We start from the raw sequence: 16,499 nt of genomic DNA on the forward strand, positions 1-16,499 counted from the left end.
TGATTCGATTAAAATCATGAGCCTATTCTCAAAATTATTTAAGAAAAAAGAAAAGTTATTGGAGCCCGCTGATTTATCTGTGCTTCATGCTGATTTTCACTCGCATTTAATTCCCGGTATTGATGATGGAGCTCAGACAATGGAGGAGTCGATTGAGCTTATAAAAGGGTTGGTTGAGTTAGGGTTCAAGAAGATTATCACCACTCCTCACTGCATGGTAGATTACTACCGAAATACTCCTGAAATTATTAATTCGGGGTTGGCTAAAGTTCAAGAAGAACTGAAAAATCAAAAAATAGATGTATTGTTAGAGGCAGCTGCTGAGTATTATTTAGACGATGATTTTGAGCGTAAAATTAATGGTGGCGAGGTTTTAACTTTTGGAAATAATTACGTGTTGTTTGAATTGCCATTTATTTCTGAACCACCAAATTTAGGACAAGTCCTTTTTACATTGCAATCAATGGGCTATCGACCTATTCTAGCTCATCCAGAGCGATATGGTTTTTATTACAATGAGTTCGAAAAATACCAAGAATTCGTAGATAGGGGTGTCCATCTTCAAATTAACCTAATGAGCTTGATGGGGCATTATTCTCCAGAGACCAAGAAAGTAGCAGAAAAATTAATCGATAGAGGATTGGTGACTTTTATAGGAAGCGATTTGCACAATGTCCGTCAATTAGACTTATTGAAATTGGCCATTAAATTCCCCTATTTACATCAATTGTTAGCGTCAGGTAAATTGAAGAATGCTGAGTTGTAGTCTATATTATATTTACTTCTCGCTCTAATTCCACTCCAAACTTACTTTTTACTGATTCAAGAATATCGGTAGATAACTGATAGATTTCATCGCCTGTTGCACCTCCATAGTTTACCAAAACGAGTGCTTGCAATTTGTGCACCCCATATTGACCAATCGTTTTTCCTTTCCAGCCACATTGCTCAATTAGCCAACCGGCCGCCAATTTGAATTCATTATTACCAACATCATAAACTGGAATATTCTCAAACTGTTTTTTTAATGTGTTTGCGATTTTTGCTGATACCACTGGGTTTTTGAAAAAACTCCCTGCATTTCCAATGACTTTTGGATCAGGTAATTTTGAGGAACGAATTGCAATTACTGCATCACTAACATTTTTTATGGTCGGGTTAGTTATACCTCTTTCGTTAAGTTCATTATTGATAGCGCCATAACTGGTGTTTACATTTGGATTTTTGTTCAATTTGAAATTTACTGCGGTGATCAAATATTCGCCTTTTACCGTGGTTTTGAAAATGCTGGAACGGTATCCAAATTCGCAGACTTCATTTTGAAAGATTTTTTTCTCACCAGTGTTAAGGTGAAATGCTTCTACACTTTCTATAACGTCTTTTACCTCTACCCCATAAGCACCAATGTTTTGCATCGGACTAGCACCAACTTTTCCAGGAATTAATGATAGATTCTCTACTCCGGCATAATTTTGGTCAATACAATACAAAACGAACTGATGCCATCCTTCTCCGGCTGCTACATTCAGGTAGACCGAATTTTTACCTTCTTTTGTTTTTCTAATTCCGGTTAAGTTATTGGTCAATACAATTCCATCAAAATCTTTAGTGAATAATACATTGCTACCACCACCTAAAATCAATAATTGCTTGTTACTTTTTTTGATGTAATCAATAATAGATGGGAGTTGATCTTCGTTAGTTAAATTGATCTGCTCAGCAGCGTAGCACTGAATACCAAATGTGTTTAATGATTTTAATGAAGCATTTTTATTGATTTCCATAGAACTTGTGGTTTGCTTGCAAATTTAGATTTTCCACAATAATATAAGAAACCAATGGATAAACTATTTGCTTTTTATATTTTCGTAGCCTTGATATGACAAAAAATAGACGCATCATCGTTTCTGTTACCAATGATCTTTGCACGGACCAAAGAGTGGCTAAGGTGTGCCAATTTCTAATTGATCAAGGATATGAAGTGACTTTAGTAGGTCGAATTCTTCCAAATAGCTGGGAGATGAATGTTCCATATGAAACGAAACGATTTAAATTAATCTTCAATAAAGGACCTTTGTTTTACCTCAATTTTTCTATTTCGTTATTCTTTTACCTGTTGTTTTCTCGAAAGGCAATTCTATTGTCGAATGATCTAGATACGTTATTGCCCAACTACATCATATCAAAAATTAAAGGAGCTTCTATAGTCTATGACAGTCACGAGTACTTCACAGAAGTGCCTGAGTTAATTCATCGACCTAAAATCCAAAAAATATGGGAATTAATTGAACAAACTATTTTGCCAAGAATAAAATCTTGTTATACGGTGAGCGAGTCTATTGCGAAAGCCTATCAAGAAAAATATGCAGTCGATTTTAAAGTTGTTCGGAATTTACCTACTCAGAAATTAAAAGATATTCCACCTCGAAGTTCAACTATTATTTATCAAGGGGCTTTAAATATTGGTAGAGGTTTGGAAGCACTGATTACCGCTATGGAAAATGTCAATGGGAGTTTAATAATAGCCGGCTCTGGGGATATTGAGGATAAATTGAAGAAGCAAGTCATGGACTTAAACTTAGAATCCAAAATTACTTTTTTAGGAAGACTAGATTCAAAAGCATTAACAGAGATCACCAAGACGGCTAAAATAGGTGTTTCCTTGGAAGAAGAATTAGGATTGAATTACACCTTTGCATTGCCAAATAAGCTTTTTGATTATATTCAAGCCCGAGTGCCAGTGCTGGTTTATCAACTGCCCGAAATGAAAAAGATAGTTGAGGGTTTTGCAGTAGGAGAAGTCCTAGAATCTCATGATCCCAACATTTTAGCAGCAAAATTGAATCAAATGCTTCTGTCAGATCAATATGAGGCGTGGGTTAAAAATTGCGACAAAGCTGCAAAAATTCTCAATTGGGAAAAAGAGCAGGAGGTGCTAAAGACTGTTTTTGATTCGATTTAGTCGATGCTCTCTGATGAATTATTTTCTTCTATTATTTCTTTGCTGCTGCTTTTTGCAAACCCTGGGTCGATGGTTCCCTTTTCGAAACTTAACGTTCTGCCAGGAAATTTTGCCATCAACTCGTAATCATGTGTGGCCATTAAAACTGCTTTGCCATTTTGAGCAATGCTAAATAATAGTTTCATGATTTCATTAGAAGTTTCAGGATCTAAATTTCCTGTTGGTTCATCCGCTAAAATAATATCTGGGTCATTCACCAATGCTCTTGCTATTGCCACTCTTTGCTGTTCACCACCTGAAAGTTCATGTGGAAATTTGAATCCTTTTGTGCCCAAGCCAACTTTCGTTAACAATTCTTGAATGGCTTCTTCCATTTTTCGTTTTTCTTTCCAGCCAGTAGCTTTCATGACAAACTTTAAATTTTCATTCACACTTCGGTCTGATAATAATTGAAAATCCTGAAATACAATCCCGATTTCTCGTCTTAAAAACGGGATTTTTTTGCGTTTCAATTCTTTTAAATTAAATCCGGCCACTTTGCCTTCTCCGTGCTCAAGTGTCAATTCCCCATACAATGTTTTAAGAAAACTACTTTTTCCGCTTCCATTTTTACCTACAAGAAACACAAATTCTCCTTTATTGATTTGAATACTAACGTTAGAAAGAACCAGATGTTTCTTAATAAAAACTTGAACGTTAGTTAATTCGATAATTGTTTCTGAGGCCATTGGTTGTTGTTTTAATGGTAGCAAATGTATTAAATCTAATCACAACGAAAGATTTGTGGTATGATAGCACAAATATGATACATTTTGAATCCCGATCTCCTGGCAGTATGTATTTATGTAAACAAGATTGCGTTGAAAACTTGAGACAGAATTATTCCCATACGCCATAATATAGTTTAATTTTAGCGTTTATAGTTATCAAATCAATTAAAGAAATTCAAAGGTGAGTGTAATTGAAATCCCAAAAATTGAGAACCGACTTTTCCAATTGTTTGCGTTTGCGCTTTTTTTAATGCTCGTTCAATCAAGCGATATTAAAGCCCAACAATCGGTAAATTATGTGGATGAATACGTTTCTTATAGAGATGCATTGGATCTCTTTGACAAAGAAAAGTATGGACCAGCGCAAGAGAAATTCGCTCAAGCAATGACTTCAATTAACAATGTCTCTAATGAAGCTTATAAGGATGCCAAATATTTACATGCCATCTGTGCAATTGAGTTATTCCATGCTGATGCAGAAGCATTATTGGTTGATTTTTTTCATCAATATCCTGAAAGTAAGAATATAAAACAAGCATATTTTAATTTAGGGAAATTTGAGTTTCGGAAGAAGAGATACGATGACGCCATTGAGTATTTTGATAAAATTGTTGTTACTGACTTAGAGGTAAAACAACAATCGGAATATTATTTCAAGAAAGGGTATAGCTTATTTTCTGAGGAGAGATTTGATGAAGCAGCAAATAATTTTTATGAAATAGTTGATACGGATAATCCATATACGTCAACAGCGAGATACTATTATGCGCACATTTCTTACCACAACGGGAAGTATGAAACGGCTTCTAAGAATTTCAAAAAAATTGAGAATGATCCTTTGTTCGCCCACATTGTGCCTTATTACTTCACTCAAATATATTATCTACAAGAAAAGTATGACACCCTTTTGGCTTATGCGCCTGGTTTATTAGACTCAATTAAAACAGATAGAGCCGCAGAGATTAGTCGTTTGGTTGGCGACGCTTATTACAGAACTGGTAAGTATGAGCAATCGTTGCCTTATTTGGAAAAGTACATGATTGGCAATCCTTCAATTCGATATGAAGATAAATATCAGTTAGGATACGCTTACTTTAAAACTGGCGATTGCAACAAATCAATTGACTGGTTGGAAGGTGCCATAGGAGATAATGACACCATTAATCAATCTGCTTTTTATAGTTTGGGTGAATGTTTCTTGAAAGTAAACAATAAGAAACAAGCAAGAGCTGCCTTTAGAAGTGCCTCCGAAATTGATTTAGACGCTTCTTTGAGAGAAGATGCATTATTCAATTATGCAAAATTAGCATACGAATTATCTTATCACCCTTATGATGACGCCATTTTAGCTTTCGAGGAATTTATAAATACTTATCCGAAATCACGCAAGGTGGAAGATGCGTATGAGTATTTGGTGGCAGTTTATTACACAACAAAAAATTACAAAGAAGCGCTGCGATCTATGGCGCGTATCAAGGATAAGAATTATAAATTGCAACAAGCGGAACAACGAATTGCCTATTACAGAGGGGTAGAGTTATATAATGATGGAGAGTACAAGTCAGCAATTTCGCATTTTGATCAATCTACGGCTTTGCCAATTGATCCAATGTTGACTGCTCAAGCCACTTATTGGAAGGCAGATGCTTGCTACCGAGTGAAGGACTATGACAATGCGGTTGGTTATTATACTGAATTCTTGTATCTACCTAGCTCAGCTAAATTGACTTATTACAACTCTGCATTTTACAATACAGCATATGCTTTTTACGATCAAAAAGACTATTCTACTGCCATCTATTGGTTTAGAAATTTTATCTCGAAAGAGAAAGGAAAGAAAACTCCTTTACGGAATGATGCTTTTTTAAGATTAGCAGATGCTTATTATGTCACCACTGATTATAATCGAGCATTAGAGAATTATGAGGAAGCATTGAATATTGGGCTAATTGAAATGCCATATGCGACCTATCAGTCTGCAATGGCAAGTGGTTTGATTGGTGACAATAAGGGAAAGTCGGAGTTGTTGAAAATGCTTATTTCTAATTATGAGAAATCAGATTACACTGATGATGCTTTATTTGAATTGGCTAAAACTCAATTGGTGTTCAATAATCCTGACCTCGCTTTGGCAAACTATCAGCGGTTAATTACAGAGTTTCCAAATAGCAGTTACATAAGTGAAGCTTTATTAAAGAAAGGATTGATTTATTACAATAAGAGTCAGGATGATCTGGCCCTAGCTGCATTTGATAAGGTAGTTAAAGACTACGGAAATAGTAAAAACGCTAAAGAAGCACTTGAAAAGATTAGAAAGATTTATGTGGATAAGGGAGATGTCAGTGCTTTCGAAAAATACATTGATGGAGTTCCTTTTGCAGATATTTCCAAGGCTAGATTAGATTCTACGTCTTATGAAATCGCACAGAATAGTTATTTATCAGGCGATTGTAAAGGAGCAACTAAAAATCTAACCAATTACATTACCAAATACCCGAAAGGTGTTTTTTCATTGAATGCCCATTTTTATAGAGCAGACTGTGAGTATAAAAATAGCTTTTACAATGAAGCCCTTATAGATTACAATGTAGTGTTGGCTTCTCCAAAGAATAAATTTACAGAAGATGCTGTATATGCGACCGCATTTATTTATAAAGCTTTAAATGATACGATGAAGGCGATTTCATCTTTTGAAAAATTGGAGAAAATTGCAGAGAAGCCTGCAAATCGTTTCGATGCTCAGTACAATTTGATGGAATTGTATTTCATGAATAAAAACTACAATAAAGCCTATAGTTATGCTGAGCTTATTTTAGCTAGTGAGAAATTGGATGTTAAGTTGATGGAAGAAGTGAAGTTGATTAAAGCCAAGATTGACTTTACTCGTGAAAATTACGATGCGGCAATCGCAACTTATACCGAGGTTTCTAATTATTCGAATAAAAGAGGAGCCGAAGCAAAATACATGGTGGCTAAGATTAGATACCTGAAAGGAAATTATAGTGGTTGTGAGGAAATGGTTTACAAATTGGTAAATCAAGTGCCATCTTATCCTAGATGGATAGGAAAGGGTTTTATATTGTTGGCAGATAATTTTTTAGCACAAGAAGATGCATTTAATGCTAAAGTGACCTTACAAAGTGTGATCGACAATGCAGACGATGAAGAGTTGGTTCAGATTGCTAAAGAAAAATTGAACATCATCATTAAGTCTGAGAAAGAAGAGCAATCAAAAGAGAAAAAAGAAGCACCCCAAATCGAGTTGATCGAAAATGATTCAAAAGATGAAAAATTATTTAATGAGCAATCGCAACCAGAAAAAAAGGAGGGTAAAAATGAAGAATAGTATTTTATTTTTAGTTGCCCTTTTCGCAATAGTTCAACTGAACGCTCAGAATCAAGTATTGAAAGATTCGTTTATTGTAGTAAAATCCTATAAACCTGTAATTGCCGATGGAAATCGTATTGGATTCAATCCTGTAATTGAGGACACTCAAAAAGTAATTCAAGACTTGAAATATTCTTTTATTAGCAAGCAAGTTCCGGTGAGTTTTGAGGTAGAGCCAATCTCAGCTGCTAAGATTAAAGGAGAACCTTTGGTGAAATTATACAATGGTTATGCTAGAATAGGAATTGGGAACGCAATCACACCTTTGGCTGAATTGTATTTGCACAATTCAAGATCAAAAACGTATTCATTGGGTACTCATTTGAAATATCAAAATAACAATGACATCAATGGTTATGATAATTCGTCAATGAGTCGATTGGGTGCTACTGTATTTGGCAAGCGCTTTTGGAAATCGAATACATTGGGTGGTTCAGTTGCCTACAATCGAGAGGGTTTTAATTACTATGGATTTAAGGTAGACGATGCCAACCGTGCTATCGCTGATACAACAGATACAAAGCAAGTGTATCATTTGTTGGCGGCCAACTTAGAATTAAAAAGTACTAAACAAGATTCATTTAATTTAAGACATACAGTTGGTTTGAATTATTATCGAATTAGCGATCTAGATGCTGTTGCTGCAGAAAATAATATTGTGGCGACTGCAAATGTTGGGAAGTTTCACAACAATGAATACTACATGGTAGACGCTAAAGTCGACTTTAATAATATTTCTAATCCTACAGACACTTCCAATAACGTATTGGTAGGGTTAAGTCCACAAGTGAATAGTTTGGGTGAAAAATTTAGATTAAATGTTGGATTGGGGATTTATGTTGATGCCTCCTCGTCGGCTAAATTTCACTTTTATCCAATCGTAGACTTCAAGTACAATGCTTTGCGTGATGTAATTGTGCCATATGCGGGATTTACAGGTCGAATGCAACGAAATAATTTTAGATCGATTACAAGAATCAATGAGTTTGTGACAAACGATTTGTTGTTGTTGAACACGAATTATCGATATGAAGCATTTGCAGGTATTAGAGGGGTAATAAGTTCTAAGTTGTCCTTCAATACTTCTATCAAAAAATCAAAAATGGATGATTACGGTATGTTTGTGAAGGATGTTAGTGTTTTAAGAAATAAATTTAAAGTTATTTACGACGACATTGAACAATTGCAATTAACCGGTGAAATTCATTATCAGCAATCAAAAAAGTTGAAGGTATATCTTAGAGGAGATTATTATGGATACGATGCAGGAACAGAGGAGGAGGTGTGGCATATGCCCAATTATAAGGTGATGTTGTCAGGAGTATATGATTTAAACGATAAAATTTTAGTTCGCCTAGATTTACATGCAATCGGAAGTCAATATGCAAAAACCTTTGCAACAATAGAGACCGGAGGAACTGAGGTTGTTGAGGCGGTAACCAAAGAGAAGTTAGACGGAGTTTTCGATGCTAATATTGGTTTCGAATATCGATACACAAAACGATTGTCGGCCTTTGTAAACTTCAATAATATTGGGTCAGTGAGCTATGAAAGGTGGCAAGATTATCCGACTCAGCGATTCTCTGTTTTAGGAGGATTGACTTATAGTTTTTAAATAATTAACAAACCGCTTAATTATTTCTATTTCATTTAATTAAATGTTGATAAAACAGTTTTTTTAGTGTCCTTTTTATTGGGTCGCTAAAGAGGCAATGGTTATATTTGTTACCGACTGAATTTAGTATAAATCCAAGCTGATAAAATGAGCGAAAAAGAAGAAGAAAAGTTGGATCGTAGCGGTTATTCTGCATCCAATATACAAGTCCTTGAAGGGCTAGAGGCTGTTAGAAAAAGACCTGCGATGTATATTGGTGATATCGGAATTAAAGGCCTACATCACCTGGTGTATGAAGTGGTTGATAACTCGATTGATGAAGCATTAGCTGGTCATTGTGATACCATTGGAGTGTATATCAATGAAGATAATTCGATTACTGTAGAAGATAACGGTCGTGGTATTCCTGTTGATTATCACGAAAAAGAAAAGAAATCTGCACTAGAAGTTGTAATGACAGTTTTGCACGCAGGTGGTAAATTCGATAAAGACACCTATAAGGTTTCCGGAGGACTACACGGTGTTGGAGTTTCTTGTGTGAATGCTTTGTCTACGGATTTAAAAGTAGAAGTTCATAGAAAAGGAATAATTTATCAACAAGAATATAAGATTGGTAAACCTTCTTATCCTGTAAAGGAAGTAGGTGTGACGGAAAAGACTGGAACGATTGTAACGTTTATGCCTGATAAAACTATTTTTCAGGAGTCAGAGTACAATTACAACACCTTATCTGCTCGATTGAGAGAATTGTCTTTTCTGAACAAGCAAATTCGATTAACCATAACCGACCTAAGAGAAAAGGATGAAGAAGGAAACTTTATCACGGAATCATTTTACAGCGAAGGTGGATTAAAAGAATTTGTTGAGTTTTTGGATCAATCTAGAGAACGTTTAATCGATGAAACCATTTATATGGAAGGCGAGAAAAACGGAATTCCTGTAGAAGTAGCGATGGTTTATAATACTTCATACACTGAGAATATTCATGCGTATGTGAATAATATTAACACGCATGAAGGTGGTACACACCTTTCAGGATTTAGAAGAGGTTTAACTCGTACGCTTAAAAAATATGCTGAAGATTCTGGCGCTCTAAATAAATTAAAGTTTGACATTAGTGGAGATGACTTTAGAGAAGGATTGACTTGTGTAATTTCTGTAAATGTTGCCGAACCACAATTTGAAGGACAAACCAAAACGAAGTTGGGTAACAGCGAAGTGATGGGTGCAGTAGATCAAGCGGTGAGTGAAATGCTAACTAATTATTTGGAAGAGCATCCAAAAGATGCGAGACAGATTGTACAAAAAGTAATTTTAGCTGCTACAGCACGTCACGCTGCTCGTAAAGCTAGAGAAATGGTTCAGCGAAAGAATGTGCTATCCGGTAGTGGATTGCCAGGTAAATTAGCTGATTGTTCTGAAAAGGATCCTGCACTTTGCGAAATATACTTGGTCGAGGGAGATTCGGCAGGTGGTACTGCAAAACAAGGAAGAAACCGAAAGTTTCAAGCCATTATGCCGTTGAGAGGAAAAATCTTAAACGTGGAAAAAGCCATGCATCATAAGATTTTTGAAAACGAAGAAATTAAAAATATATATACTGCCTTAGGTGTTCGAGTTGGAACTGAAGAGGATTCAAAAGCGTTAGATACTTCAAAACTACGTTACCACAAAGTAATCATTATGTGTGATGCCGATGTGGATGGTAGCCATATTGAGACATTAATTTTGACTTTCTTTTTCCGTCACATGAAGGAATTAATCGAAGGAGGAAACATTTATATTGCTACTCCTCCACTGTATTTGGTGAAGAAAGGAGCACAATCGGAGTATTGCTGGAATGATAAACAACGAGATTTGGCTGTAGAGCGAATGAAAGGAAGTGGAAAGGAAAGTAGTGTGGGAATTCAGCGTTACAAAGGTCTTGGAGAGATGAATGCAGAGCAATTGTGGTCAACTACAATGAATCCTGAATTTAGAACATTAAGACGTGTAGCTATTGATTCTGCTGCTGAGGCAGATCGTATTTTCTCAATGTTGATGGGCGATGAAGTTCCACCACGTAGAGATTTTATCGAGAAGAATGCAAAGTATGCAAAAGTGGATGTTTAATTCACTTTTAAATGAATAGAAAAAGCCATCCAAATCTAATTTGGATGGCTTTTTTATGAGTGAACTTTTTTCCTTTTGACTTTTAGGTAAGTTCATTTTAATTTACAGTTATTCTGTGCTCGCCACTTTTTACAATACAATCGTTTTGATTAGCTTTAACACCTTTAAATAATCACTTCACTTGAGTAAAATACTTGGAATATCCGCATTCTATCATGATTCTGCTGCAGCTATTATCTGCAATGGTGAAATCATTGCTGCAGCGCAAGAGGAACGTTTTACTCGAAAAAAACACACAGCTGAATTTCCAATTCAATCCATCAAATACTGTTTATTAGAATCTGGATTTTCATTAGACGAGTTAGATGCAGTGGTTTTTTATGATAAACCATTGCTAAAGTTTGAGCGATTACTGGAAACCTATTATGCATTTGCACCCAAAGGATTGTTTTCATTTCTAAAGTCGATGCCGGTCTGGTTAAAAGATAAATTATTTTTAAAAAAAGAGATTTATGACGGATTAAAGGCAGTTGAAGAATACGACAAGAAGAAACTTAAACTGTTGTTTTCAGAACACCATTTGTCTCATGCCGCTAGTGCATTTTATCCTTCTCAATTTTCAGAAGCTGCTATCTTAACAATTGATGGAGTAGGTGAGTGGGCTACTGCTTCTATCGGGAAAGGAGAGGGGAATAAAATTGCCTTATTGAAGGAGTTACACTTTCCGCATTCCTTAGGTTTGTTGTACAGTGCTTTTACCTATTACTTAGGTTTTAGAGTAAATTCAGGGGAGTATAAATTAATGGGATTAGCTCCATATGGTGATCCTATCTCTACTCAAACAATCGAATTTATTTCAACGATAAAAAATCAGTTAGTCGACATTAAGTCTGACGGATCCATCTGGTTGAATCAAAAATATTTTAATTACTCTGTTGGATTGCAAATGACTCACAATGGAAAATGGGCTAACTTATTTGGAATCGACGTTAGAAAAGAAGATGACGAGTTAACTCAAGACCATTGCAATTTAGCATTGGCCATCCAAACGGTCACTGAGGAGATTGTGCTTCTATTGGCGAAAGAAGCTAAACGAATCACTGGTTCTGATCAGTTGGTTTTAGCTGGAGGTGTTGCGTTAAATTGTGTCGCAAATGGCAAGCTGCAATCTTCAGGAATGTTTAAAGCTATTTTTATTCAGCCTGCTGCAGGTGATGCTGGTGCTTCTTTAGGTGCAGCTTTGGCTGCCAATTATGGATATTTCCAAAATGAAAGGGTTGTAGATCTTAAAAATGACAGCATGAAAGGGAGCTATTTAGGGCCTTTCTATTCTGAAAAGGAAGTAATGCAATTGAATGCGAAATATAAAGCAGTTTCCGATAAATGCCTTTCTGATGATGAGTTAGTTGCAACCTGTGCACAATTAATTAAGGATAAGAAAATCATTGGTTGGTTTCAAGGCCGAATGGAATTTGGTCCTCGTGCACTGGGCAATAGAAGTATTATTGCCTTGGCAACTGACGCAGAAATGCAGCAAAAAATAAATCTAAAAATTAAATTCAGGGAGGGTTTTAGGCCTTTTGCCCCTTCGGTCCTTAAGGAAGAATCTATTCGGCTATTCGAGTTGAAAACTGAATCGCCTTATATGTTATTGGTGTCGAAAATAAAGGAAGAATTTCGAAAGGAGTTACCTCGTGATATCTATAATACACCATTAAAAGAGAGATTATCCGTACCACGGAGCCAATTGTCTGCAATCACTCATCTGGATTATTCAGCACGAATTCAGACTGTCACTGCAGAGTCGAATGCATTGTACTATAAATTATTACAATACGTAAAAAAGGAGACCGGCTTTGGTGTTTTGGTGAATACAAGCTTTAATGTGCGTGGAGAGCCTTTGGTATGTAGTCCCGAAGATGCGTATCGCTGTTTTATGAATACTGAAATGGATGTATTGGTTTTGAATAATTACATTTATCACAAAGAATCGCAACCCGATTGGAATAATAAAAATAAGTGGAAACAAACCTTTAAAAGGGATTAAGATGGAATTTTTTAGAGATTTATGGCTGTTTATGCGCGAACGAAAAAAGTTCTGGTTGGCCCCTATTATTATTGTTTTATTGCTCATTGGACTATTGATAGTATTTAGCTCAGGAAGTGCAGTAGCTCCTTTTATATATACATTGTTTTAAATGGAAAACGTTAAATCCAATCCGGATAAAACCATCTTAACCATCAGTGTTGGGCTTTTGGTGGTTTATTACTTTTCTAAAGTAGAAGCATTCTTATTTATTGCTATTTCAATTGGATTGATTGGAGTATTCTCTCATTATTTAGCCACCAAAATTGAGTGGTTTTGGATGAAGTTGGCTCAGTTTTTAAGTTATATTGTTCCCAATATTATACTCTCTTTCGTATTCTATTTCATTTTAACACCAATTGCTCTTTTGTCCAGAATAGGCAAAAAGAATCCACTCCAGCTTAAAAATACAAGCGACTCTGTGTTTATAGATAGAACCTCAGAAATTCAACCATCTGATTTTGATAAAGTGTGGTAATTCTGCGCTATTTCAATGTGTAAAATAAAATCCAAATTTTCCTATAAAAAAAAGAGCCGAAACTTTTGGTTTCGACTACTTTTCATAACTAGTTTGAATAGGGATTCATAATTAGTAATGTCGTTATTTTAAATTCACAATTTTGATTTGACCATTATAAGGATGAATCTCATTGTTATCATCGTATAAATTTACTTTCCACAAGTAGGTGCCCATGGTCATCATTTCACCGTCATTATTTCTTCTTCCATTCCATGGCTTGGTATAGTCTGAAGTGCTGTATAGTATTTGTCCTGATAAGCTATAGATGGTCATTTCAAATTTCAAGTTATTGGCTTCTATAGCTTTTGGAATGAATGCATCATTTATCCCGTCACCGTTTGGAGTAAAAGCATCGTATGAATAGATGTTGAAATCTTCTTCAATTTGAATCGTTTTTGTAGTGGTTGATTTGCAACCATTATTATTTTTTGTCGATAGAGTTACGTTTATTTTCGACTCTCTACTAAATGTCTGGTTAAAGTCAGCTTTGTTCGCTACCTCAGTGCCATTAATGAACCAAGTATATACTATTTCGCTATTTGATTCGCTTTCAAAATTGTAAGTAATCTTTGCAAATTCCTCACTTTTTTTCGCTGCTATAAAGTTAGATTTAGAAGCCGATGAAATGGTAAATGATTTTGAATCAATTCTTTTGTCACCTTCAAATAAAGATAAGTTGTATTCGCCTTCTCTCTCAGTTATATATTCATTTCCATCAACTGCCTCTCCATTTATCTTTATAACCTGATTTTTAGAAAGTGGGGTTTTAGTTTCAAATTTAACAACGTCGTCTAGACAAAAGGCAGTTTGATTTAGCACCAACTCATTCTTTGGAGAATTGCTCTCAATAGAAATTGATTTTTCATCTGAAGCAGGTTGTAGCTTCTTAGGAATTGTCTTTTCTGTTGGATTAACTTTTTCTCCCTTTTTTTCGATTGATTTTTGTTGCTTAGTTTCTTGCTTTAAATCTTGTTGTTTTACATTATTGATAGAAGTGCCTTCTAGATTATCTATTTTTTCGATCGAAGGATTTGTCGACGATTGATCTTGTTCTTTTTCAATTGCGTCAGTAGGGGCTATTTTTTCGGCAGTTACTGGTTTGGTAGGTTGGTCTGAATTAAAATAATATGCACCCAAAGCAATAATCGCGGCACCTACAAATATAGAAGCCACTTTGTAGAAAGGCGCTATACCTTTCTTAGGTAGCTGCTTAGAAAGGGAGTTCCAGTCTGCAGCATTGTATTCAAATTCAAACTCATTAAGCTTGTCTTGAATTATTTTGTTGTATTTATCTTGTTCCATCATTGTCTAATCTCTTTTTCTATCTTCTAAAAGTTTTCTCAGGTTTCTTTTGGCTTTCGCTAAGTTTGATTTGGAGGTGCCTTCACTAATGTCTAATTCATCAGCAATTTCTTTGTGCGAGTATCCATCCAAAACAAATAAACTAAATACGGTTCGATACGATGGGCTCAACTTTTGAATGCTGTCCATTATATCTTTTGCCCTAATATCATCATATATTGATTCGTCTTCATCTGGTGTTTCCACTAGCATGTTTTCGTCAATATTTGATTCAGAAATCGCGTATTTATTCTTGTTCAATCGATAATAGTCAATCGCATTATTTACCATTATTCTCCTGATCCAACCTTCCAAAGAACCCACATTGTTGAATTTATGTATTTTCTTAAATACCTTCAAAAACCCATCTTGCAATAAATCTTTTGCCTCTTCTGGTCTTCTTGAATACCGATAACAAACTGCTAGCATCTTTCCATACATCATTTTGTATAGGTCTTGCTGTGCGTCTCTATTGCCTTTTGAGCAACCCACAACAATTTCTTCTAACTTTTCAGGCGATATCGGCTCCATTCAACTTTTATACTGCTTTGACGGTAAAAGTAACAAAGGTTGCCTTCACCTTTTAAATTTTCCTCAATTCCTTTTTTCGACATTTTAATCGATAAATAATTGGCGGTTTATTTTCCTCAAAGCTTTAGGTTTCCTAATTTAGCAGCTTCCTTAGAGTTTCATATTAAAACATAAAATAAAATGAAAGTAACTGTAGTTGGTGCCGGTAATGTAGGTGCTACATGTGCAAATGTTATCGCTCACAAAGAGCTTGCAAACGAAGTGGTATTAGTAGATATTAAAGAAGGGTTTGCCGAAGGTAAAGCGCTTGATATTTGGCAAACTTCTCCAATTAATTTATACGATACAAGAACGATTGGTTCTACTAACGATTACGCAAAAACTGCTAATTCTGATGTAGTTGTAATAACTTCTGGTTTGCCAAGAAAACCAGGAATGAGCAGAGATGATTTAATTTCTACAAATGCTGGTATCGTTAAGTCGGTAACTGAGAACATTATAATGCATTCACCAAATGCTAAAATTATCATTGTTTCTAATCCTTTAGATGTAATGACTTATGTAGCATATTTGACTGCAAAAGTTGATTCAAGTAGAGTATTTGGAATGGCTGGTATTTTGGATACTGCGCGTTACAGAAGTTTCTTAGCGGAAGCATTAGATGTTTCTCCAAAGGATATTCAAGCAGTATTAATGGGCGGTCATGGTGATACTATGGTTCCACTTCCTCGTTATACTACTGTTGGTGGTATTCCGGTTACTGAATTGATCGATGCTGATAAATTAGACGCAATTGTTGAGCGTACTAAAAAAGGTGGCGGTGAATTAGTAAACCTAATGGGTACTTCTGCTTGGTATGCACCTGGTGCTGCAGCAGCTCAAATGGTTGAAGCTATTGTTAGAGATCAAAAAAGAATCTTCCCAGTTTGTGCGTGGTTGCAAGGTGAGTACGGAATGAAAGATATTTATCTTGGAGTTCCTGTAGTTTTGGGAAAAAATGGAATAGAAAAAATTATTGAATTGGATTTAAATGCAGACGAAAAAGCACTATTAGAAGAATCAGCTGTTGCTGTGAAATCAGTTATGGATGTTTTTGATAAAATGAATATCGTTTAATTTCAATATTAATTATAGTATAATTGGGGTGAGAATTTTTTCTCACCCTTTTTTTATG

General features: G+C 35.3%; 13 protein-coding genes. 9 read left to right on the top strand and 4 right to left on the bottom strand.

Features of this window, described 5'->3' with window-relative positions; translation table 11 throughout:
* Positions 1–16 precede the first annotated feature (16 nt).
* Positions 17–766 carry a tyrosine-protein phosphatase gene (locus ACTB0X_RS05290; protein ID WP_463023951.1) on the top strand — a complete coding sequence of 250 codons (750 nt, stop codon included), beginning with the start codon at positions 17–19 and terminating at the stop codon, positions 764–766.
* Position 767: 1 nt separating this feature from the next.
* Here ACTB0X_RS05290 and murB read toward each other — a convergent pair whose 3' ends face one another.
* Positions 768–1,808: a UDP-N-acetylmuramate dehydrogenase gene (gene murB, locus ACTB0X_RS05295; RefSeq protein WP_463024127.1), complete on the bottom strand. Its 1,041-nt coding sequence runs from the start codon at positions 1,806–1,808 to the stop codon at positions 768–770.
* 71 nt (positions 1,809–1,879) lie between these two features.
* Between murB and ACTB0X_RS05300 the strand changes: the two genes are divergently transcribed.
* Positions 1,880–2,962, top strand: a complete 1,083-nt coding sequence (locus ACTB0X_RS05300) for a glycosyltransferase (RefSeq protein WP_463023952.1) — start codon at positions 1,880–1,882, stop codon at positions 2,960–2,962.
* Here ACTB0X_RS05300 and ACTB0X_RS05305 read toward each other — a convergent pair.
* Positions 2,959–3,690: a cell division ATP-binding protein FtsE gene (locus ACTB0X_RS05305; RefSeq protein ID WP_463023953.1), complete on the bottom strand. Its 732-nt coding sequence runs from the start codon at positions 3,688–3,690 to the stop codon at positions 2,959–2,961. The two genes, ACTB0X_RS05300 and ACTB0X_RS05305, sit on opposite strands and share 4 nt — an antisense overlap.
* 223 nt (positions 3,691–3,913) lie before the next feature.
* Between ACTB0X_RS05305 and ACTB0X_RS05310 the strand changes: the two genes are divergently transcribed.
* The 6 genes from ACTB0X_RS05310 to ACTB0X_RS05335 all read left to right on the top strand — a co-directional run bounded on the left by ACTB0X_RS05310 (position 3,914) and on the right by ACTB0X_RS05335 (position 13,411).
* Positions 3,914–7,078 (top strand): tetratricopeptide repeat protein, encoded by a 3,165-nt coding sequence (locus ACTB0X_RS05310; protein ID WP_463023954.1) that lies wholly within the window; start codon positions 3,914–3,916, stop codon positions 7,076–7,078.
* Complete coding sequence (locus tag ACTB0X_RS05315; protein WP_463023955.1) at positions 7,068–8,735, top strand: TonB-dependent receptor; 1,668 nt, start codon at positions 7,068–7,070, stop codon at positions 8,733–8,735. Before ACTB0X_RS05310 ends, ACTB0X_RS05315 begins: the two co-directional genes overlap by 11 nt.
* 147 nt (positions 8,736–8,882) lie before the next feature.
* The gene (gyrB, locus tag ACTB0X_RS05320; RefSeq protein ID WP_463023956.1) at positions 8,883–10,847 is read left to right on the top strand and encodes a DNA topoisomerase (ATP-hydrolyzing) subunit B; all 1,965 of its coding nucleotides are present in this window, start codon (positions 8,883–8,885) and stop codon (positions 10,845–10,847) included.
* Between the two features lie 181 nt (positions 10,848–11,028).
* Positions 11,029–12,894, top strand: a complete 1,866-nt coding sequence (locus ACTB0X_RS05325; protein WP_463023957.1) for a carbamoyltransferase family protein — start codon at positions 11,029–11,031, stop codon at positions 12,892–12,894.
* A 1-nt stretch (position 12,895) separates the two neighbouring features.
* Complete coding sequence (locus tag ACTB0X_RS05330; protein WP_463023958.1) at positions 12,896–13,045, top strand: DUF5989 family protein; 150 nt, start codon at positions 12,896–12,898, stop codon at positions 13,043–13,045.
* Entirely contained in the window at positions 13,046–13,411 is a 366-nt protein-coding gene (locus tag ACTB0X_RS05335) for an SxtJ family membrane protein (protein ID WP_463023959.1), read from the top strand.
* Between the two features lie 123 nt (positions 13,412–13,534).
* On the opposite strand, the gene ACTB0X_RS05340 is transcribed toward ACTB0X_RS05335, so the two are convergent.
* Together ACTB0X_RS05340 and ACTB0X_RS05345 are read right to left on the bottom strand one after the other, a co-directional pair.
* Positions 13,535–14,758: a T9SS type B sorting domain-containing protein gene (locus tag ACTB0X_RS05340; protein WP_463023960.1), complete on the bottom strand. Its 1,224-nt coding sequence runs from the start codon at positions 14,756–14,758 to the stop codon at positions 13,535–13,537.
* Between the two features lie 3 nt (positions 14,759–14,761).
* Positions 14,762–15,325, bottom strand: a complete 564-nt coding sequence (locus ACTB0X_RS05345) for an RNA polymerase sigma factor (protein WP_463023961.1) — start codon at positions 15,323–15,325, stop codon at positions 14,762–14,764.
* Between the two features lie 180 nt (positions 15,326–15,505).
* Here ACTB0X_RS05345 and mdh point away from each other — a divergent pair, with 180 nt between their 5' ends.
* Entirely contained in the window at positions 15,506–16,441 is a 936-nt protein-coding gene (mdh, locus tag ACTB0X_RS05350; protein WP_463023962.1) for a malate dehydrogenase, read from the top strand.
* Positions 16,442–16,499: the final 58 nt, after the last annotated feature.

The sequence above is a fragment of the Acidiluteibacter sp. genome (genome assembly GCF_055129545.1).